Origin of the sequence: Streptomyces sp. NBC_00464 (genome assembly GCF_036013915.1) — a bacterium.
In the GTDB taxonomy this organism is placed as follows: Bacteria; Actinomycetota; Actinomycetes; order Streptomycetales; family Streptomycetaceae; genus Streptomyces.
In genome coordinates, this window is record NZ_CP107899.1 from 8,162,546 (window position 1) to 8,181,861 (window position 19,316).

The 19,316-nt window shown below is 69.2% G+C and carries 16 protein-coding genes; 8 read left to right on the forward strand and 8 right to left on the reverse strand.

Annotated features, from left to right (window positions below):
- Positions 1 to 87 precede the first annotated feature (87 nt).
- Positions 88 to 1,458, forward strand: coding sequence for a DEAD/DEAH box helicase (locus OG912_RS36595; protein WP_327713099.1), 1,371 nt, complete (start codon positions 88 to 90; stop codon positions 1,456 to 1,458).
- 55 nt (positions 1,459 to 1,513) lie between these two features.
- Here OG912_RS36595 and OG912_RS36600 read toward each other — a convergent pair whose 3' ends face one another.
- A complete protein-coding gene (locus tag OG912_RS36600) occupies positions 1,514 to 2,683 on the reverse strand; it encodes an ROK family transcriptional regulator (protein ID WP_327713100.1) in 1,170 nt (389 codons plus the stop codon).
- Between the two features lie 107 nt (positions 2,684 to 2,790).
- Between OG912_RS36600 and OG912_RS36605 the strand changes: the two genes are divergently transcribed.
- The 7 genes from OG912_RS36605 to OG912_RS36635 all read left to right on the forward strand — a co-directional run bounded on the left by OG912_RS36605 (position 2,791) and on the right by OG912_RS36635 (position 10,369).
- On the forward strand, positions 2,791 to 3,843 hold the full coding sequence (locus OG912_RS36605; protein WP_327713101.1) for a hydroxyacid dehydrogenase: 1,053 nt from the start codon (positions 2,791 to 2,793) through the stop codon (positions 3,841 to 3,843).
- On the forward strand, positions 3,840 to 5,300 hold the full coding sequence (locus tag OG912_RS36610; protein ID WP_327713102.1) for a sulfatase family protein: 1,461 nt from the start codon (positions 3,840 to 3,842) through the stop codon (positions 5,298 to 5,300). Before OG912_RS36605 ends, OG912_RS36610 begins: the two co-directional genes overlap by 4 nt.
- Entirely contained in the window at positions 5,297 to 6,547 is a 1,251-nt protein-coding gene (locus tag OG912_RS36615) for an extracellular solute-binding protein (RefSeq protein ID WP_326734140.1), read from the forward strand. Before OG912_RS36610 ends, OG912_RS36615 begins: the two co-directional genes overlap by 4 nt.
- A gap of 74 nt (positions 6,548 to 6,621) precedes the next feature.
- Positions 6,622 to 7,590 (forward strand): carbohydrate ABC transporter permease, encoded by a 969-nt coding sequence (locus OG912_RS36620; protein ID WP_327713103.1) that lies wholly within the window; start codon positions 6,622 to 6,624, stop codon positions 7,588 to 7,590.
- The gene (locus OG912_RS36625; RefSeq protein ID WP_327713104.1) at positions 7,587 to 8,438 is read left to right on the forward strand and encodes a carbohydrate ABC transporter permease; all 852 of its coding nucleotides are present in this window, start codon (positions 7,587 to 7,589) and stop codon (positions 8,436 to 8,438) included. The genes OG912_RS36620 and OG912_RS36625 overlap by 4 nt, the downstream gene beginning before the upstream one ends.
- A complete protein-coding gene (locus OG912_RS36630) occupies positions 8,435 to 9,334 on the forward strand; it encodes a hypothetical protein (RefSeq protein ID WP_327713105.1) in 900 nt (299 codons plus the stop codon). Before OG912_RS36625 ends, OG912_RS36630 begins: the two co-directional genes overlap by 4 nt.
- A gap of 48 nt (positions 9,335 to 9,382) precedes the next feature.
- Complete coding sequence (locus OG912_RS36635) at positions 9,383 to 10,369, forward strand: formylglycine-generating enzyme family protein (protein WP_443061062.1); 987 nt, start codon at positions 9,383 to 9,385, stop codon at positions 10,367 to 10,369.
- A 120-nt stretch (positions 10,370 to 10,489) separates the two neighbouring features.
- Here the strand turns inward: OG912_RS36635 and OG912_RS36640 are convergent, their stop codons facing one another.
- The 7 genes from OG912_RS36640 to OG912_RS36670 form a co-directional block, all read right to left on the reverse strand.
- Positions 10,490 to 11,527 carry an ABC transporter permease gene (locus OG912_RS36640; RefSeq protein WP_327713106.1) on the reverse strand — a complete coding sequence of 346 codons (1,038 nt, stop codon included), beginning with the start codon at positions 11,525 to 11,527 and terminating at the stop codon, positions 10,490 to 10,492.
- On the reverse strand, positions 11,524 to 13,110 hold the full coding sequence (locus OG912_RS36645) for a sugar ABC transporter ATP-binding protein (RefSeq protein WP_327713107.1): 1,587 nt from the start codon (positions 13,108 to 13,110) through the stop codon (positions 11,524 to 11,526). Before OG912_RS36645 ends, OG912_RS36640 begins: the two co-directional genes overlap by 4 nt.
- A 97-nt stretch (positions 13,111 to 13,207) precedes the next feature.
- Positions 13,208 to 14,248: a substrate-binding domain-containing protein gene (locus OG912_RS36650; RefSeq protein ID WP_327713108.1), complete on the reverse strand. Its 1,041-nt coding sequence runs from the start codon at positions 14,246 to 14,248 to the stop codon at positions 13,208 to 13,210.
- 331 nt (positions 14,249 to 14,579) lie between these two features.
- Positions 14,580 to 15,911, reverse strand: a complete 1,332-nt coding sequence (locus OG912_RS36655) for an ABC transporter substrate-binding protein (RefSeq protein ID WP_327713109.1) — start codon at positions 15,909 to 15,911, stop codon at positions 14,580 to 14,582.
- A 77-nt stretch (positions 15,912 to 15,988) separates the two neighbouring features.
- Positions 15,989 to 16,984, reverse strand: coding sequence for a carbohydrate ABC transporter permease (locus OG912_RS36660; RefSeq protein WP_326734131.1), 996 nt, complete (start codon positions 16,982 to 16,984; stop codon positions 15,989 to 15,991).
- A gap of 3 nt (positions 16,985 to 16,987) precedes the next feature.
- Positions 16,988 to 17,914: a carbohydrate ABC transporter permease gene (locus tag OG912_RS36665; RefSeq protein ID WP_326734130.1), complete on the reverse strand. Its 927-nt coding sequence runs from the start codon at positions 17,912 to 17,914 to the stop codon at positions 16,988 to 16,990.
- 401 nt (positions 17,915 to 18,315) lie between these two features.
- The gene (locus tag OG912_RS36670) at positions 18,316 to 19,299 is read right to left on the reverse strand and encodes a LacI family DNA-binding transcriptional regulator (protein ID WP_326734129.1); all 984 of its coding nucleotides are present in this window, start codon (positions 19,297 to 19,299) and stop codon (positions 18,316 to 18,318) included.
- Between the last annotated feature and the right edge of the window lie 17 nt (positions 19,300 to 19,316).

A 19,316-nucleotide genomic window follows, 5' to 3' on the forward strand; every position in this document is an offset into this window, starting at 1 on the left:
GGGGCACGATTCGAAACCGTTGGGGCCCGTACCGAGGGGTACGGGCCCCGGCGCGTTCCGGGCGCCAGACGGAGAAAGGTTCCCCCCATGAACACGAAGCCGCCGGCTCCGAAGGGCGAACTCACCACGCCGCAGACGGCTGCCCCTGGTCTGCCGCCGGCCGAGTCCTTCGACGCACTCGGGCTGCCGTCGGAACTGACGGCGACGATGACCGGCCTCGGCGTGACGGAGCCCTTCCCGATCCAGGCGGCGACCCTGCCCAACGCGCTGGCAGGCCGTGATGTCCTCGGCCGCGCGCGGACCGGCTCCGGCAAGACACTCGCCTTCGGGCTTGCGCTGCTGGCGCGGACGGCAGGCATGCGAGCGGAGTCGAAGCGGCCGCTCGCACTGGTCCTGGTCCCGACCCGGGAACTCGCGCAGCAGGTGAGCGACGCGCTGGCGCCGTACGCGCAGGCGCTGAATCTGCGGCTGGCGACGGTGGTCGGCGGGCTGGCGATCAACCGGCAGGCGGCGCTGCTGCGGACCGGCGCCGAAGTGGTCGTCGCGACGCCGGGGCGGCTCGCCGATCTGGTATCGCGACGGTTCTGTGATCTGCAGCAGGTGCAGATCACGGTGCTCGACGAGGCGGACCAGATGTGCGATCTGGGGTTCCTGCCGCAGGTCTCGGAAATCCTGGACCAGGTCCGCCCCGACGGACAGCGGCTGCTGTTCTCGGCCACGCTCGACCGCAATGTCGACCAGCTGGTGCAGAACTATCTGCATGAGCCGGCAGTCGCCTCGCTCGACCGTGTGGCGGGCTCGGTCACCACGATGGAACACCATGTACTGAACGTCCACCCCGCCGACAAGTACGCGACCGCGACCGAGATTGCCGCGCGGGACGGCCGGGTCCTCATGTTCCTGGACACCAAGGCCGGTGTGGACCAGTTCACCCGGCACCTGAGGGCCAGTGGTGTACGGGCCGGCGCCCTGCACAGCGGGAAGTCGCAGCCGCAGCGCACGCATACGCTCGCACAGTTCAAGGACGGCGAGATCACCGTGCTGGTGGCCACCAACGTCGCCGCGCGAGGCATCCACATCGAGGCTCTCGACCTCGTCGTCAACGTCGACCCGCCGGCCGACGCGAAGGACTACCTGCACCGTGGCGGGCGTACGGCGCGCGCGGGGGAAGCCGGGAACGTGGTCACGCTGGTCACCCCGAACCAGCGGCGGGACGTCAACCGGATCATGACCGACGCCCGGATCCGGCCGACTGTCACCCAGGTGCGCTCCGGCGAGGAGAAGCTGACCGCCATCACCGGGGCGAAGCGCCCGCCCATCGAGGGGAAGGGCGGCGGCAACGCCCCCTTCCGAGGCATGGGTACTCGTCCGGGCCGCCCGAAGGAGTCGCGCAAGACGGCCGACGCGCGCAAGGCGGCGGAAGCACGCGCTGCGGCCAGGGTGCGCAAGAGCCGCTGACCCGGAGCCCGCGCGTGGGCGGAATGTCGCACCGTACGCGCTACTGACGGAGTGTTCACACCGCGGCCGACGGACCCGCGTCGGACTCCGAGACCTCAGCGGTGAACATCCGGGCGAGGACGTTGTACGCGGCGCCCCTGGCGAGTGCCGGTTCGTCGGCGGTGGCCAGTTCCAGCTCGGGGGCGGGCGTGTTCTCGTGTGCGTACTGCAGGCGGAACATCCGCTCCGTCCGGGCCGCGAACGCGGACAGGTCCATCTCGCGGGTGAACGCCATCACCACACGTTCGGGGCCGAACATCTTGGCGGCGTTCGCCATGGCGGTGCCGAGCTTGTCCGCGGCGTCGGTCATGACCTCTTCGCCGTCGCCGGACAGGGTCTCGGCGTCCTTGCCGCGCCGTTCCAGCTCACGCAGGATGCCCCAGTGGCTGCTCCACGTCTCCAGGCAGTTCACCGACCCGCAGTGGCACGGCCGCACGGCGGCGGTGCCGGCGCAGACACGGGAATGGGCGAAGCCTCCCGCCGAACCGTTGAAGCCGCGGTGGATGCGTCCCTTGACCACCACCGACGCGCCGAGGCTCGGGCCCACGCTGAAGAGCAGCAGGTCGCGGCCGGCCAGCCGGCCGTCGAACAGAAGGAGTCCGGACGCGAAGGAGTTGACGTAGCTGTCGAGGATGACCGGAGCCCCCGTGAGCTCGGCCAGCCGGTCCCGGAGGGGCACGTTCTCCCAGCCCAGGGAGCCGCTGTGCCGGACCACCCCGGTCGCCTGGTCGACGACTCCGGAGACGGCGACACCCACCCCTGTCAGCGTGGCCGCAGGGCGCCGGGCCGCAGCCGCCGCCACGGCACGGGCGATGGCGGCCTCGGCGGCTTCGGGGCTGGTGGACGGCAGGGCCTCCCGGTGTGAAGCGACCATTTCCCCGCGCAGGTTGACCAGGGTCACGAACGCCTCGGTGCCGGACAGCCGCACGCCTGCCGCGAGCACGGTGCCGCTGCCCAGCTCCAGGAGCCGGGCCGGGCGCCCACCGGTGCTGGGCACCGCGTCGGTCTCGGAGAGCAGCCCGGTCTGCAGGAGCTTGCCCGCGATCCCCGTGACGGTTGCCGCGCTGAGCCCCGTACGGGCGGCGATCACCGCCCGTGCCACCGGGCCCTGGGCCCGTACGACGTCGAGAACCAGGGCTTCGTTGATCTCGCGGATCAGGGCTTTGCTCCCGGCGCGTGGCTTCATCTCAGGCGGATCCTTCGGGCTGCTCGGCATGGGGCGTCTGCATTCTGGCAGGCCGCACTTAATTCGGTCATTGACAAAAGTAGCGCAGGCTGGCAAGTTTCCGCCACATGAGTCATACGGTCGGTGCTGACCCCGAGCCGCCCAGCGGCCCCCACCCCCCTGAAAAGCCCCGGATCCTGCTGAGCGTTTCCGCAGCCGAGGCCGAGGCGTTCTTCCCCCCGGACACCCGGAACGCCCTTGCCGCCCTGGGTGAGGTGACCGAGGCCGAGCCGAAATCGCTGCACGAGCCGGAGGCGCTCCGGAGCGCGCTGGCGGGTGTGCACGTGCTCGTCACCGCCTGGGGCTTCCCGCGGCTGGACGCCGAACGGCTCGCTCTCGCACCCGATCTGCGGTTCGTCATGCACGCTGCTTCCTCGCTGCACTGGCTGATCAGCGACGACTTCTGGCAGACCGGAGTCCCGGTGTCGCAGGCCGGTGCGGCGATGGCGCCCGCAGTCGCGGAACTCTCGCTCTCCTTCACCCTGTCCCTGCTGCGGCGCACCCACCGCTACGACCACGCGCTGCGCGGGGGAGCGGACTGGCAGGCGGCCCGTGGGGTGCGCAAGGCGCGCGAGATCCGGGGGGCGCACATTGGCGTCGTCGGCGCGTCACGCACCGGCCGCCGCTACATCGAGGCGTGCAGGGCGCTCGGCGCCGAAGTGCGCGTACACGACCCGTATCTGGCCGAAAATGATCCCCTCGCGCCGCTCGGGGCCACCCTCCCGGCGCTGCTCTCCTGGTGCGACGTACTCGCCGTCCACGCCCCGGCGACCGACGAGACCAGCGGCCTGATCGGCGCCGACGAGATCGCGTCCCTCAAGGACGGCGGCCTGGTGGTGAACACGGCCCGTTCCTCGATCCTCGACATGGACGCGCTGTTCGAGGCGGTGGCCTCGGACCGGATCGACGCGGCACTGGACGTGTTCGACGAAGAACCCCTGCCCGCCGACGACCGCTGGCGGAGCCTTCCCAACGTGCTGCTCACGCCGCACATCGCAGGCGCCACAGCCGACTCCCGGCAGCGGGCCGGACGGATCGTGGTGGACGAGATCCGACGGCACCTCGACGGAGAGCCGCTGGAGCACGCGGTCACGCGACAGGCGATGGAGTCCATGGCATGAACAGCGACACGGCACGCAACATTCTCGTACTCCACTGCCACGACCTCGGCCGGTTCCTCGGCGCCTACGCCGTGCCCACCGTCGTCACTCCGCACCTGGACGCGCTCGCCGATCAATCGGCGCTCTTCGAGGCGGCCTTCGCCACGGCACCCCACTGCAGCCCCGCCAGGGCCTCCCTGTTCACCGGCACCTATCCCCAGACGAATGGCGTGCTCGGCCTCACCCACGACCCGTTCGGCTGGGACCTGGCCGAGCCGGCTGGCCACCTCGCCCACCGGCTGCGCACCGCCGGATACCGGACCGAACTCATCGGCGTGCACCACGAGTCGAGGGTCCTGCCCGACGACGTCGTGGCGGCCCGGCTCGGGTTCGACCGGGTGCGCACCGGCGGGGACCGGGACATCGTCGTCGAACGCACCACCGGCGCGCTCGACCGGGCAGCGGAGGGGGCACAACCCTTCTACCTCCAGGTCGGCTTCCACGAACCGCACCGCACGCCGTCCGAGAACGACCGGCCCGGTGTGATGGGGTTCCTCGGTGATGCCGTCAGCCCCGACAGCTCGCTCGGCCACACGGTCCCCGCGTATCTGCGCGACGACGAGGGTGCGCGCGAGGAGATCGCCGAACTCCAGGGCGCCGTACGCCACATGGACGAGGGCGTCGGCCGCATCCTGGAACACCTCGACGCGCTGGGACTGCGGGACGAGACGGTCGTGGTCTTCACCACCGACCACGGACTTCCCCTGCCCCGGGCCAAATGCACCCTCTACGACCCCGGCCTCGAAGTCGCACTCATGATGCGCGTACCCGGCCGCGGCGCCTGGAAGGGGCGCCGGATCGCCCCCATGGTGAGCCACGTCGACGTGCTGCCGACGCTCCTCGAACTCGTGGGCCTGCCCGAACCCGAGGGTGTCGCCGGCACCAGTCTCGTCCCGCTTCTGGAGACGGGAGCCGCAGCGCCCGCGCATACCTTCGGGCAGCTCACCCACCACACGTACTACGACCCGAAGCGCTCGGCACGCTCGGAGACTCACAAGCTCATCGTCAACTTCGCCAACGCACCGCGAGCGATGGATCCCACCCAGTCATGGGTGCATCGCAGCCTGCCGGCGGACCTGAACGGCCCCACCATCGGGTCGAGTCCGCTGCTGGAGCTGTACGACCTCGCCCACGATCCGCACGAGACCCGCAACGTGGCCGATGAGCCCGCATACGCAGACGTGTTCACCGAACTGGCCGCCGCGCTCCTCGGCTGGATGCGGGAGGCCGGCGACCCCCTGCTCACGGACCGGCCCCTGCTGGCACGCCACCGCGACGCCCTCACCGCACTGACCACGGCCGCACGAGGGCAGCTGCCCCCCGCACCGTCCACGTACGTCCGCGACCCCGCACCCGACGCGCACCGCTCCGACAGCGGTGCGGACCCCGCCCGAGCACGAGAGCGAGAATCAGCATGAACATCCGACCACTGCGTACCGCAGTACTGGCCGCCTCCCTTGCCGTGGTGTCCACGGCCTGCTCCGCTCCGGGCAACGGCGGCAAGCCCGAAGTCACGGTGTGGATGTACCCGGTCATCAAGGACGAGGCGGCCGGCAAGAAGTACTGGCAGCAGACCGAGGCGGACTTCGAGCGGACCCACCCGGACACCGACCTCACCATCCAGATGCAGACGTTCGACAAGCGTGACGCGCAGATATCCGCGGCCCTTGCCGCAGGTTCCGGTCCGGACATCGTGCTCATCACCCCCGACCAGGCCGCGACATACGAGACGGTGGGAGGTCTGCTGCCCGTCGACGACGCCGTGAAGGACGAGCGGAAGGCCTTCTACCCCGAGACGCTCAAGGCCGCCACCATCGACGGCAAGCTCTTCGGCGTACCGCTCTTCCAGAACATCAACACGACCGCCTACAACACGAAGATCTTCGCCGACGCGGGTCTGGGCCTCCCGAAGACCTGGGACGACGTCCTCGCGGCCGCCCCCGTGCTCGCCAAGAAGGGCATCGCGGTCATGGACTACGCGGGAAGTCCGGAGCAGACCCTGAACCTCTCGTTCTACCCCCTGCTCTGGCAGGCCGGCGGGAGCGTCTTCACCGACGACGGCAAGGACGTCGCCTTCGACTCCGACGCGGGCGTGTCCGCCCTGCAGTTCCTGGTCGACCTCAAGAAGAAGGGCGGCCTGCCCGCAGACGCGGCCACCGACGGCCCCGCGGTCGAGGGCGCGCCCATCGCCGACGGCAAGGTCGCGATGCGCGCCGTCACCTCGCTCCCCGAACTCACCCAGATGCGGGCCGCGCTGGGCAAGGACAACGTGGCTCTCGGCCTTCCCCTCCGGGGCAGGGAGCGGGCCACCTACGGCAACCCGGGTCTTCTCGCCCTGACGTCCATCAACAAGGACGAGAACCGCGACGCGGCGAACGACGTACTCGCCTACCTGAGTTCACCCGAGCGCCAGGCATCCCTCAATGCCGCGGCAGGGAACTTCCCCACGCGCACTGACGTGAAGACACCCGGCACGGGGCCCGACTTCAAGGCACTGAACGACTCGTTGCAGTACGCCAGCCCCGGTGAGCCCTCCCCGGCCGCCCGCCAGGTGATGGCCGCCCTCGCCCCCTATATCCAGGGCGCTCTCGGCGGGGACCTGTCGGCGCGCGAGGCCCTGGAGAAGGCTGCGAAGGAGGCCCGCGAACTGCTGGCCCGCTCCTGATCCGCGGCGTCGTGCGGCCCCCGCCGAGGGCCGCCACCGGTCCCTTCCCCACCCCTCAGCGCTGATTGGCCGCCATGTCCGTACACACACCTCCGAGAACGGTCTCGGACGGCAGGAAACCCCGACGTCCCGAGGCGACACGCACGACCGCGAACGGCCGCGCCGCGATCGGCCGGATCCGCCGGCGCGAGGCAGTCGCCGGCATCCTGTTCGTGCTCCCCACCCTCGTCATCTTCGGACTCTTCAAGTTCTTCCCGATCGCGGGCGCCGGAGCCATGAGCCTGACGCGCTACCGCCTCAACGGCGACGTGACCTGGATCGGGACCGACAACTACACCCGGCTGTTCGACGACCCCCACTTCTGGGGGAGCCTCGGTGCGACGGCGACGTACGTCCTCGTCTTCGTCCCGCTGATCATGGCCGTCGCACTGGCCGGTGCCGTGCTGCTCAACAAGATCGTGCGGTTCTCCGGCACCTTCCGCGCCCTGCTGTTCGTGCCCTATCTCAGCTCCTTCGTGATGGCGGGCATCGTCTGGTCGTGGATCTTCGCCAGTGACGGACCGCTGAACACGGCGCTGGACAAGATCGGCGCCGGCCCGGTGCCGTTCCTCTCCGGTGACCAACTGCTGGTCCTGGCGTCGCTGGCCCTCGTCGCCGTGTGGAAGGGCTTCGGCTACTCCATGCTCGTCCTGCTCGCCGGACTCAAGGCACAGCCCGCGGAGGTGCACGAAGCGGCACGCATCGACGGGGCGAACAGCAGGCAGGCGTTCTGGTACATCACCCTGCCGCTGCTGAGGCCCGTCCTCTTCTTCGTGCTCGTCATCGAGACCATCGTCGGATTCCAGGTATTCGACACGATCTACGTCATGACCGGCGGCGGGCCCAACCGGGCCAGCCACAGCCTCATCTACTTCCTCTACGACGAGGGCTTCAAGTTCCTCGACTTCGGCTACGCGTCCGCGGTCGGCATGGTGCTCTTCGCCATCGTGCTCATCCTCTCCCTGATCCAGCGGCGGTTCGTCGAAGGAAAGGACGCCAAGTGACCACTTCCCACCCGCCCGTCGCCCACCGCAGCCGAGCCCGCGAACGGCTGCGCCGAAGCGGCCCAGGACTGGCACTCGCCGTCATCTCGCTGTTCACCGTCGCACCGCTGATCGCCGTGGTCGTCCTCGCGCTCTCGCCGAAGGACGCCCCCACGCTGCCGCACGCGATCCCGCACTCCCTCACGCTCGACAACATCACGCGCATCTTCGACATCGGCGAGTTCCCCGTCTGGCTGCTGAACTCGCTCGTGTACTCGGCCGTCTCGGTGGTGGTCATCCTCCTCACCGCGTCCATGGCCGCCTACGCCCTCGTACGCAAACGCTTCCCCGGCCGCAACGTCCTGCTCTGGGCCATCGTCGCCACGCTCATGGTGCCGATGCAGGCGACCCTCATCCCCACCTTCATCCTGGTCGCCCGCATGGACGGGGTGAACACCCTCTGGGGCCTGATCATGCCCACGCTCGCCAACGCCCAGGCGGTCTTCCTCATCCGCCAGTTCGTCCGCGACCTCCCGGACGAGATCTTCGACGCCGCCCGCATCGACGGCGCGGGGGAGTGGCGCACTTTCGTCGCGATCGTGCTGCCCCTCATCCGCCCGGTGCTGGCAACGCTCGCGATCTTCGTCTTCCTGTGGCACTGGAACGATCTGCTCTGGCCCCTCGTCGTGGGCCAGACCGACGCGGCCCGCACCCTGACCGTGGGGCTCGCCACGCTTCACACCGAGACGGTCTCCACGGCGGACATCATGTCCGCCTCCCTGGTCAGCTTCATTCCGTGCCTCATCGTCTTCCTGGTGCTGCAACGTCATATCGTCGCCAGCATCACATCGAGCGGAGTCAAGGGATGACGGGCGGCAAGGGACCGGCAGTGCCGGTGCGGTTCGGCCTCATCGGACTGGACTCACCGCACGCCCCGTCCTTCACCCGTCTCTTCGGAGACGGCATCAACGGCGCGGTGGCGGGCGGTACGGTCGTCAGCGCATGGAAGGGCCGGGCGGCCGCCGACTTCCCGCTCAGCCGTGACCGGATCGACGGCTTCGCCGACGAGGTGGCGGGCCTCGGCGTCGAGCTCCGCGAGACCCCGGAGGAGGTCGCCGAAGCCTGCGACGCCCTGCTCGTCGTCGCCGCCGACGCGCGTACCCACCCCGACTACTTCAGCCGGCTCGCCCCCTTCGGCAAGCCCGTCTACGTCGACACCCGGTTCGCCCTGTCCACGGCCGACGCACGGTCCATGCTGGCCACGGCGAACGAGTACGGATGTCTTGCGCTGGCCGGATCACCGAAGCGGTTCATCCCTGAATTCCGCAGCGCTTCGGCCGCTTTCGAGCCGCGGCGCATCGACCTCACGGGACCCCTGCCGACCCAGCCCGGCCATCCCGGTCTGGCCTGGTACGGGGTGCACCTGGTGGACCTCGCGGTCGCCGCGCTCGGCCCCGGCTGTGCGAGCGTGGACGCCCGCCGCGGTCGCCGGACCACGCTGACGTGGCCGGACGGCCGCGTCGCCACACTCGGCGGCGACGCGGAATGGTCACCCTTCACCCAGGTACGCGTCAGTGACGGGCGGGAGGTGCGGGAGCTCACCATCGAGGCCGGACCTCCCATGCTCACCGGTCTGCTCACCTCGCTGGTCAGCGCGTGCCGGACCGGCAGGCCCAACGTTCCCGAAGCCGAAGTCCTCGATATCGTCGCGATCGTCGAGGCCGCCCGCCGAAGCCGCGCGGCCGACGCGCCCGTGTCCATCTGACGCCCCCGGGCCCACCCGCCCGCCGCACGGAACAAGGTGCCACCGCACATGAACGACCCGACCCCGATGTCGTGCTGCGCCGCGGCCCGCCGGCCCGGACAGATCCCGGAGCCCGGCACACCGCCGCGAACCGGTGGACCCGAGGGAACGACTCCGCCGCAGGGCACGAGCCTCCCGGACCGGACCGCGATGGTGCGCCTGGACGGCGGCACATTCCTGATGGGCACCGACGCGGGCGACGGATACCCCGCCGACGGCGAAGGGCCCGTCCGGGAGATCCGGCTCGATCCCTTCTGGATCGACGTCACCACGGTGACGAACGCGGCCTTCGCCGCATTCACCGGAGCCACGGGATGGGTGACGGTGGCCGAGCGGCTGGGCACGTCGTTCGTCTTCGACGGCCTGCTCGACGCGAGTCTCCGATCCGCTCCCGCCGTGGCCGCGACGCCCTGGTGGCGAGATGTCCGGGGCGCCCACTGGCGCAACCCGGAAGGGCCCGGATCGGACATCGCCGACCGGATGAACCACCCGGTGGTCCACGTCACCTGGCGCGATGCCCGCGCCTATGCGAAGTGGGCGGGCAAGAGACTGCCGACCGAGGCCGAATGGGAGTACGCCGCCCGTGGCGGCCTCGTCCAGGCCCGGTATCCCTGGGGCAACGAACGAGAGCCGGCGGGCGCGCACCGTATGAACGTGTGGCAGGGCGAGTTCCCCACCCGGAACACAGGCGCCGACGGATACGTCGGGACGGCCCCCGCCGACGCGTTCGCACCCAACGGATTCGGTATCCACAACGCCTGCGGAAACGTGTGGGAGTGGTGCGCCGACTGGTTCCACCCCGCCTGGCATGTGACCGGTTCCCGGTCGAACCCCACCGGCCCTCCGAGTACCACCGGCAGGAAGGCGATGCGCGGCGGCTCCTACCTCTGCCACGAGAGCTACTGCTTCCGCTACCGGGTCGACGCCCGAAGCTCCAACACACCGGACAGCAGCGCCGGCAACATCGGATTCCGCTGCGTGGCCGCAGACGGCTGACCGGCTCACAGGGCCCGCCGCTTGTGCGGCACGCCTCAAGAGATCACCGGCCCGATCGCCGGTTCCGTGGGGCGGACCGTCGTCCCCGCCCGCCCGGCCGGCACGGGGACGACGGAGCGGTCAGTGAGGCAGCCCGACAGCCCTTTCGCCGCTGCGCCGCTGCTGGATGACGACGGCGATGACGAGCAGGGCGCCCTGGGCGACGTTCTGCCAGAAGGTGTTGATGCCCTGGACGGTGAGACCGTTCTCCAGACAGCCGAGCAGCGCCACGGCGAGCAGGGTGCCGCCGATCCCTCCCTTGCCTCCCTTGAGAGCGGCGCCGCCCAGGGCGGCCGCAGTGATCGCCTTGAGTTCGAGGCCCTCGCTGCCGGACACGGGCTGGCCCGAGCCGGTGCGCGCGGTCAGCAGAATGCCCGCGATGGCGGCGACCACGCCGATGAGCGCGTAGACGCAGATCAGGTACTTGTTGATGTTGATGCCGGCGAGGCGGGCGGCGGTGTCGTTGCCGCCGATGGCGTAGAGATTGCGCCCGATGTCGGTGTACTTCAGCAGCAGGTGGACGGTGACGGCCACCACGATCAGGATCCAGACCATGACCGGCAGGCCGGCTATCTTGCCGCGCCCGAGGAAGATGAAGACGTCGTTGTTGAGGACATAGCCCTGGGCCCGCCCGTCGGAAAGCAGTTGGGCGAGTCCCTTGTACGCGGCGAGGCCGGCCAGAGTGGCGATCGTGGGGTTGACCCGGCCGTAGACGATCACGAGGCCGTTCAACGCGCCGATCAGGATCCCGACGCCGACGGCCGCGGCCATACCGAGGAAGGCGTTCGAGCCGGCTGAGGTGAACGCCATGGCGCTGACGACCGACGCCACGCCCACCTGCGAGCCGACGGAGATGTCCAGACCGCCACAGATGATGACCACGGTCTGCACGATCGCGAGCAGCCCGGTGATGGTCGCCGCTTCGGCGATGACCTGCATGTTCGACAGGCTCAGATAGTTGTCGTTCAGGACACCGAACAGGATGAGAACGACGGCGAGCGCGCCGATCAGGCTGACGTTCTGGCCGCCCATGCCCGCAAGGAGCCTCGACCGACGCGGCGCGGGGCTGCTGTCGGGGGATCCCTTCACGGACGGGGAGGGGGAACTGGTAAGGGTCATGAGGTGGCTCCGGGGGCGGTGCCGACGATGTCATCGGCCATGGCGAGCTGGAGGATGGATTCTTCGGTGGCTTCACCGCGGTCGAGTTCGCCCGTGATGCGGCCGTTCTGCATGACGACCACACGGTCTGCGAGGCCGAGGAGTTCGGGCAGCTCGGAGGAGATCACCAGCAACGCGACTCCCTCCGCTGCCAGATCGGCGATGATCTGGTAGATCTCGGCCTTGGCGCCGACGTCGATGCCGCGGGTCGGCTCGTCGAGGACCAGCACCTTGGGCTTGCGGGCCAGCCAACGGGCCAGGACCACCTTCTGCTGGTTGCCGCCCGACAGCTTGCGCACCTCGTGGTCGATCGACGGGGCACGGACCCGGAGCCGGTCGGTGTACTCCTGCGCGAGCCGGCGTTCGGCCGCGCGCCGGACGAAGCGGAAGCGCCGCAGCCGGTCCAGCACCACGAGCGAGGTGTTGTCCTTGATGGACTGCTGCAGGAACAAGGCCTGGGCCTTGCGTTCCTCGGGCGCCAGCCCGAGTCCCGCACTGATCACCTCGCCCGGCCGGCCGCTGCGCAGCGGGGCACCGTCGAGGGTGACGGTGCCACTGCGGACGGGCAGATCGCCCGCGAGCGCGAGGGCGAGCTCCGAGCGTCCCGCACCGATCAGGCCGGCGAGGCCGACGACCTCTCCGGCATGCACCTGCAGCGAGATATCGGTGACGTCGTCGGTCGTGAGGCGCTGGACGTCGAGGACCAGACGGTCGCTTGCCACGCGACGGCGTACGAATGCGGCGGAGAGGTCGCGGCCGACCATCTGGCGTACGAGCTCGCCCTCGTTCGTGGCATGGGCCTCCTGGACGCCCACCAGGCTGCCGTCGCGCAGGACGGCGATGCGGTCGGCGAGCTGGAAGATCTCCTGCATGCGGTGCGAGACGTAGACGATGGCGATGCCCTCGTCGCGCAGCCGCCGGATGAGCGTGAACAGGGCGTCCACCTCGTGCTCCGACAGCGACGACGTCGGTTCGTCGAAGGCGATCAGCCGGGCGGCCGTGCTCCCGGTCAGCGCGCGCATGATCTCGACCAACTGGCGCTGGGCGGGCGTGAGCTGAGAGCCGAGCAGAGTGGGGTCGAGGACGTGGGAGAAGCCCAGCCGGTCCAGGTCGGACCTGATGCGCCGGTTGAGTTCGGTCCGGTCCAGCATCCGCCCGCGCTTGCGGGGGAGGGCTCCGGCGTAGACGTTCTCCGCCACGGAGATGTGGGGGATGATCTCCGGCTCCTGAGGAATGATCCGGATACCGGTAGCCCGTGCGCGGGCGGGGGAGTCGAGTGCGATGTGCTCCCCGTTCACGACCACGCTCCCCTCGGTGGGCTGGTGGTCACCGGTGAGGATCTTCAGGAGCGTGGACTTGCCGGCGCCGTTCTCACCCATCAGCGCGGTGATCTGACCGGCGGGGAAGTCCAGCGTGACGCCACCGAGCGCCTGCACGGTACCGAAGCGCTTGATGATGCCCGACACGGCGACGGGAACGGAGTGGGACGCCGCCGGACCGCCGGGGGGTTCCGGGGCGGCGGCCGGGTGTTGCGCTGGGATCATGGGTCGGTTCACCTCAATGGCATGGTGCAGGCAAGATCGGGGGATCGGTGCGGTCACCGGCGGGCGGCCGTCTGTCGCGGCCGCCCGCCGGGAGTACTCAGCTGCAGGTGACTCCGGCGCTCTTCCACGAGGTGTGGTCGACCATGGTGGTGGGGGCGAAGGCCTCGGCAGGGAACTTCTTGCCGTTCTTGAGCTTGTCGTACATGGTCTGGACGGCCAGGGCGCCGACGTCCTTGCCGTTGATGAAGAGGGCCGCCTTCATGCCGGTCGGCTTGTCGGACTGCCACTCCTTGCAGGCGAGGTAGGCGCCGAGCCCGACACCGATGACGTTGTCCGGGCTGATGCCCGCATTGGCGAGCGCGGTCACGCCGCCCATGACGTTCTCGTCGTTGCAGCCCCAGACGACCCAGTTCTTGACCTTGGAGTTCGCGGTGATCGTCGCGGCGATCTTGTCCTGGGCGCCGGTGGGTGTGTTGTCGGTGGGGACGTCGATGGTCTTCACACCGGGAACGGCGTCCTGGAACGCCTTCTTGGCCCCGTCCACCCGGTCCCCGCAGACGGTGACGTCCTGCTTCCAGGCCGAGATGACGCGTGTGTCGGCGGCCTTCCAGCCGGCCTTCTTGTACTCCGCCGCGGCGCGCTTTCCGACCTCCCCGCCCATCTGGGAGCCGCTGAACCCGATCCGGGCGACGAGATCGTCCTTGCCGCATTTGGCCGGGTCGGGTCCCGTGGCGCAGATCTGGTCGTCGGACGTCAGCAGTGCGACCTTGCCGTCCTTCGTGGTCTGCACGACCTGCGGGCCGACGGCCGGGTCCGGAACGACGATGATGATCCCGCTCGTCTTCTGCGCGATCGCCGACTGCACTTCGCTGACGGTCTTGTTGGCGTCGTTGCCCAGGTTCACCACCTTGAGGCCGATGCCGAGTTCCTTCGCCTTCGCCTTCGCGCCCGCGGCCTCGCCGATGAAGTACTCCTGGTCGCCCTGCTTCTGCAGATACGTGAGCGAGATCGCGCCCTCGACCTTTCCGGCCTGGTCGTCGGTCGTGGCCTCCTTGCCCGAGGAGCACGCGGTGGTCAGGCCGAGGGCCAGGAGGAGACCGGTGGCGGCGGCCGCACGGCTGGGAGTGGAACGGAACATCGGGGGCTCCTTTGTGCTGACAGCGGCCGCCGCTGCACATTCGCGCGGCGGCCGGTTCGTGAAAGAGAGAAAGAGGCTGCGGGCTGAGAGCGCCTCGACGGGGAACCGGAATCGTCGAAATCAAACACATTCAAACGATTAACTACATAACACAACGCACCGTCTTCGACGTCAAGAGGCGTGACGCGTCGAAATGCGTCTGTGATGTTCGATCGGTTATATCTGTGAACAGCCAACGAAAATCCCCCAGTTCGCCTGATGTGCCATCGTTGCCGATGGGGCGTCAGGCGTACTGGGGGTGCAGAGCAAACAGCTGGAAATCGCGGTCGGACTAGTTGACGGTGAAGCCCTGGTCCTTGCCGTACTTGATGCTCGCGTCCTGCCAGGCCTTCAGGCCGTCGGTGAGCTTGGTGGAGGAGACGTACGCCTTGCCCGCGGTGTCGTTGAAGATCGAGTTCGCGTAGACCTGGTAGGGCAGGTACGACCAGTCGGCGCCGACGTTACGGGCCGACTCGGCGAACACCTGGTTGGCCTTCTGGCCGCCGAAGTAGGGGAACGGGGCGTCGAGGAACGCCTTCGACTCCAGGTCGGCGCGGGTGGCCGGGAAGGCGCCTTCGGCGACACGGGCACTCGCACCGGCTCCGGTGGTGGCGAACTCCGTGAAGGCGTAGGCGAGTTCCTTGTTCTTGGCGGCCTTCGGCACGGCCAGTGAGCTGCCGCCGTTCTCCGCGCTCGCCTTGTCGCCCTTCGTCCACTGCGGCAGAGGGGCGACGCGCCAGTCGCCCGAGGCGGCCGCGACTCCGGAGGTGAGGTTGGCCGGCATCCAGGCGCCGATGGAGAGGGTGGCCAGGGATCCGTCGGCCAGGCCCTTGTACCAGGCGTCGCTCCACGAGCTGATGGGCGCGACCAGCTTCTCGTCGAGGAGCTTCTGCCAGGTAGCGGTGTACTTCTTGGTGCCGGCGTCGTCGAAGGCGACGCTCACCTTCGTACCGTCGGTCTTGTAGGGGCGGCCGCCGGCCTGCCAGATGAGGCTGGTCGTGGCTCCGGCGTCACCGGTGTCGTTGGTGATGAATATCTTGGGGTCGGCCTTGTGGAGGGTCCGGGCTGCTTCCACGTATTCGTCCCACGTGGTCGGCACCTCGATGTGGTGCTTGTCGAAGACCTTCTTGTTGTAGAAGAAGGCCATCGGGCCGGAGTCCATGGGCAGGGCGTAAACCGCCTTGTCCGCGGTGACCGCGTTCCACGGTCCGGGCGTGAACGTCTTGCCGTACTTCTGGGCGCCATAGGGGGACAGGTCCTCGACGGACTTGCCGATGGCGAACTGTCCGAGGGCGTAGTACTCGACCTGTGCGACGTCGGGGGCGCCGGAGCCGGCCGCTATCGCGTTCTGCAGGGCGGTGTACTGCTTGTCGCCGGTGCCCGCGTTGACCAGCTCGACGTCGACGTTGGGGTACTTCTTCTCGAAGTCCGCCGCCACCTTCTTGAGCGTGGGCTCCCAGGCCCACACGGTCACCTTCCCGCCCTTCTCAAGTGCTGACTTGACGTCCTTGGGGGAGCTGTCGCCGGCATCGGAGTCCGAGCCGCCGCATGCCGTGGCCGTCAGCGCGAGGGCGGAGGCGACGGCGAGGGCGCCGAGGAGTCTGCGGGTGGAGTGAGTTCTCATGGGATGTGCTCCTGGTCGATGGTGCGGCAGAGAAGAGGGGCAGGGGGAAGCGGAAGGGACGAGAAGGGGAGGCGGCGTCATTCCTTGACGCTGCCCGCGGCCAGGCCGGACTGCCAGTACCGCTGGAGCAGCAGGAAGGCCGCCACGATCGGCACGATCGTCAGCAGGGAGCCGGTGATGATGAGGTCGAAGACGGCTTGGCCGCCGGCTGTCTGCGCCTGGGCGTTCCAGGCGTTGAGGCCGAGGGTCAGCGGGTACCAGTCGGGGTCCTTGATCATGATCAGCGGCAGGAAGTAGTTGTTCCACGTCGCGACCATCGAGAACAGGAGAACGGTGACGGTTCCCGGCATCAGCAGGGGCAGCGCGATCGTGAAGAAGGTGCGCAACTCGCTGGATCCATCGATCCGCGCGGCCTCCAGGAGCCCGGCAGGGACGGCCTCGGAGGCGAAGACCCACATGAGGTAGAGCCCGAAGGGTGAGATCAGGGACGGGATGATCACCGCCCAGGGCGTGTTCGTCAGCCCCATGTTGCTGAACATCAGGAAGGTGGGGACGGCGAGAGCGGTACCGGGGACGGCCACTGCTCCGATGACCACGGCGAACACGGCGCGCCGGCCGGGGAATTCGTACTTCGCGAGGGCGTAGCCGCCGAGAACGGCCAGAACGGTGGCGCCCCCGGCCCCGAGTGTGACGTACAGCAGTGTGTTGAGGAACCAGCGGACGAACACGCCGTCGTCGTAGGTGAGGGTGCGGGTGACGTTGTCCCAGAGGTTGAAGTCGTCGGCGAACCACAGGCCGAAGGAGTCGAAGAGCCCTCTCTGGCTCTTCGTGGCGTTGACGACGAGCCACAGCAGCGGGGCCAGTGTGTAGAGGACGACGACGCCGGTGACAAGGGTCAGCGGGATGCTGGGCCGCGGGTTGAGCGGTGTGTGCGGAGGCCGCCGGGACTTCCGTGCGGAGCGGCCGCGACGGGGGCGGGCGGTGGCTGACGGCGATGTGCGGGAGGAGCGAGGGCGAGGCCCGGGTGAGGAAGGGGAGGACCCGGCTGCGCCGGTGGTGAAGGAGGTGGTCATGGGTCAGCCCTTCCGCATGCCGCGCAGCTGGACCGCGTAGGCGATGATCGCGGTGATCACGCCCATCACGATGGCCACGGTCGCGGCGTAGTTGTGCTGCTGTCCGGCGAAGGACAGCGAGTACGTGTAGAGGTTCGGGGTGAAGTCGTTGGTGATCGCGTTGGGCGCGAGCTTCTGCAGGATGCTGGGCTCGTTGAACAGCTGGAAGCTGCCGATGACGGAGAAGATCGTGGCGATGACCAGCGCACTGCGGATCGCGGGGAGCTTGATCGAGGAGATGATCCGCCATTCGCCGGCTCCGTCGATGGCCGCGGCCTCGTAGAGCGAGCGGGGCACGACCTTGAGGGCCGAGTAGAAGATCAGCATGTTGTAGCCGACGAACTCCCAGGTCACGATGTTGCCGATCGAGGCCAGTACGAGTGAGGGGGAGAGCGGGTCGGGCAGTGACAGGCCGAAGGTGTCGTTGAGGTTGCCCACCAGCCCGAACTGCGTGCCGTAGATGAAGCCCCACATGAGGCTGGCGACGACGGCCGGAACGGCGTAGGGAAGGAAGACGGCGACGCGGAAGAACGACCTCCCGTACAGCCTGCCGCTGTCGATCGCCAGGGCGACCAGCAGGGCGATGCCCAGCATGATCGGGACCTGGACGGCCAGGAAGAGACCGACGCGCCCCAGCCCTTCCCAGAACTGCGGGTCGGTCACCGCCTGTTGGTAGTTGTCCATGCCCACGAACGACCTGCCGCCGATCATCCGGTCCCGGAAGAGGCTCAGATAGGCGGCGTATCCGATCGGTGCGAGGAAGACGAGTGCGAAGACCGCGACGAACGGGCCGACGAATCCCCATCCGGTCAGGCCGTACCGCCCAAGAGGGCGGCGCCGCCTCGACCGGGGTGGTCGGACTGCCTGGGCGGACGTCGACAGGAGCGTCATGGTGGTTCCTTGCGTCGTTGAGCGACCGGTCGGGAACGGAGCGGGGGAGGGGGACCTCAGGGCCGACGGGCCGGGAGAAGACTGGGCCGATGAGCCATGTTTACGTAATCATCGATAGCTGATGGTGGCACCACCCCGAGACGGGCGTCAAGCACGATGCGGTAGCGAACGCAGGGGAATTGGGTGACGGCCGAGGGTGTGGTCGTGCCGTGCGGTGATTGAGTGCCCGGGGCACCGGCCCCTGATGAGGGGGCAACGCCGCAGGTGAGGGGGTGTATCGCGCTGCGGGTCAGGTGCCCGCTCGCGGCGGCGCCGTGAGCCGGGTCAGGGCTCGCGGGCGGGACGGAGTGCGGCCCGCCCCCGTGGATACGCGGGCGGGCCGAGGTGTGAACGTACGCCGGTCAGGCGGGCGGAGGTGCGGTGCTGGCCCGGACCACGAGAGTGGGTTCGACGGCGAGGCGGTGCGGGCCGTTGGCGCGGTGCTCGATCTGCTCCAGGAGCAGGGTCACGCAATGCCGCCCCACCACATCGAAGTCCTGGTGGACCGTGGTCAGCGGCGGCTGGAAGAACCGGGCCTCGGGGACGTCGTCGAAGCCGGCCACGCTGACCTCGTCGGGTACCTTGCGCCCGGCCTCGTGCATGGCGCGCAGCACCCCCAGCGCCATCTGGTCATTGGCCGCGAAAACGGCCGTGACGTCGGGAATCTTCGCCAGCGTCCGGCCTGCCAGATAACCGGACTCGGCGCTCCAGTCCCCGTACAGGGCCGGGTGCAGCGGAGCTCCGGCCGCGACGACGGTGCGCTCCCAGGTCTCGGCGCGCCGCCGGGCGGCGAAGGAGTCCCGCGGGCCACTGACGTGGTGCACCGTGCGATGCCCCATCTCCAGCAGGTGGGCGACCACGCTCTGCGTGCCGCGGGCCTGGTCGAAGTCGACGTTGGGATAGCGGTGCCCGGTGTCGCCGTCCGCGACGACGATCGGCATGGTCGGCGGAAGGAGCAGCGACGGTGTGTCGAGCATCTGCGACTCGATCAGCACGATGCCGTCGACGGACTGGAGCATGAGGTGCCGGAAGGCCTGCTGCACGGCGGCTTCGGTCTGCGCGCGGATACCCATGAAGTTGACGGAGAAGCCGGCCTCGCGTGCCGCGTCCGCGATGGCGGCGAGCGTCCGTGCGTTGCCGTGCGCGCCGACATCGAAGCTGACCACGCCCAGCGCCCCGAACTTGCCCGTGACCAGCGCACGAGCCGCCGCGTTGGGGCGGTATCCGAGCGCCTGCATCGCATCCAGCACCTTGGCGCGCGTCGTGGCATCCACGTTGTCGTGGTTGTTGGCCACACGCGAGACGGTCTGGGAGGACACTCCCGCCCTCGCCGCGACCTCGGCCATCGAGGGCCACTTCCGGG

Excerpts from the sequence above, each read along its gene's own strand:
- OG912_RS36595 (WP_327713099.1), top strand. The coding sequence starts at position 88 with ATGAACACGAAGCCGCCGGCTCCGAAGGGCGAACTCACCACGCCGCAG.
- OG912_RS36600 (WP_327713100.1), bottom strand. The coding sequence starts at position 2,683 with ATGAAGCCACGCGCCGGGAGCAAAGCCCTGATCCGCGAGATCAACGAA.
- OG912_RS36605 (WP_327713101.1), top strand. The coding sequence starts at position 2,791 with ATGAGTCATACGGTCGGTGCTGACCCCGAGCCGCCCAGCGGCCCCCAC.
- OG912_RS36610 (WP_327713102.1), top strand. The coding sequence starts at position 3,840 with ATGAACAGCGACACGGCACGCAACATTCTCGTACTCCACTGCCACGAC.
- OG912_RS36615 (WP_326734140.1), top strand. The coding sequence starts at position 5,297 with ATGAACATCCGACCACTGCGTACCGCAGTACTGGCCGCCTCCCTTGCC.
- OG912_RS36620 (WP_327713103.1), top strand. The coding sequence starts at position 6,622 with ATGTCCGTACACACACCTCCGAGAACGGTCTCGGACGGCAGGAAACCC.
- OG912_RS36630 (WP_327713105.1), top strand. The coding sequence starts at position 8,435 with ATGACGGGCGGCAAGGGACCGGCAGTGCCGGTGCGGTTCGGCCTCATC.
- OG912_RS36635 (WP_443061062.1), top strand. The coding sequence starts at position 9,383 with ATGAACGACCCGACCCCGATGTCGTGCTGCGCCGCGGCCCGCCGGCCC.
- OG912_RS36640 (WP_327713106.1), bottom strand. The coding sequence starts at position 11,527 with ATGACCCTTACCAGTTCCCCCTCCCCGTCCGTGAAGGGATCCCCCGAC.
- OG912_RS36645 (WP_327713107.1), bottom strand. The coding sequence starts at position 13,110 with ATGATCCCAGCGCAACACCCGGCCGCCGCCCCGGAACCCCCCGGCGGT.
- OG912_RS36650 (WP_327713108.1), bottom strand. The coding sequence starts at position 14,248 with ATGTTCCGTTCCACTCCCAGCCGTGCGGCCGCCGCCACCGGTCTCCTC.
- OG912_RS36655 (WP_327713109.1), bottom strand. The coding sequence starts at position 15,911 with ATGAGAACTCACTCCACCCGCAGACTCCTCGGCGCCCTCGCCGTCGCC.
- OG912_RS36660 (WP_326734131.1), bottom strand. The coding sequence starts at position 16,984 with ATGACCACCTCCTTCACCACCGGCGCAGCCGGGTCCTCCCCTTCCTCA.
- OG912_RS36665 (WP_326734130.1), bottom strand. The coding sequence starts at position 17,914 with ATGACGCTCCTGTCGACGTCCGCCCAGGCAGTCCGACCACCCCGGTCG.
- OG912_RS36670 (WP_326734129.1), bottom strand. The coding sequence starts at position 19,299 with ATGGCCGAGGTCGCGGCGAGGGCGGGAGTGTCCTCCCAGACCGTCTCG.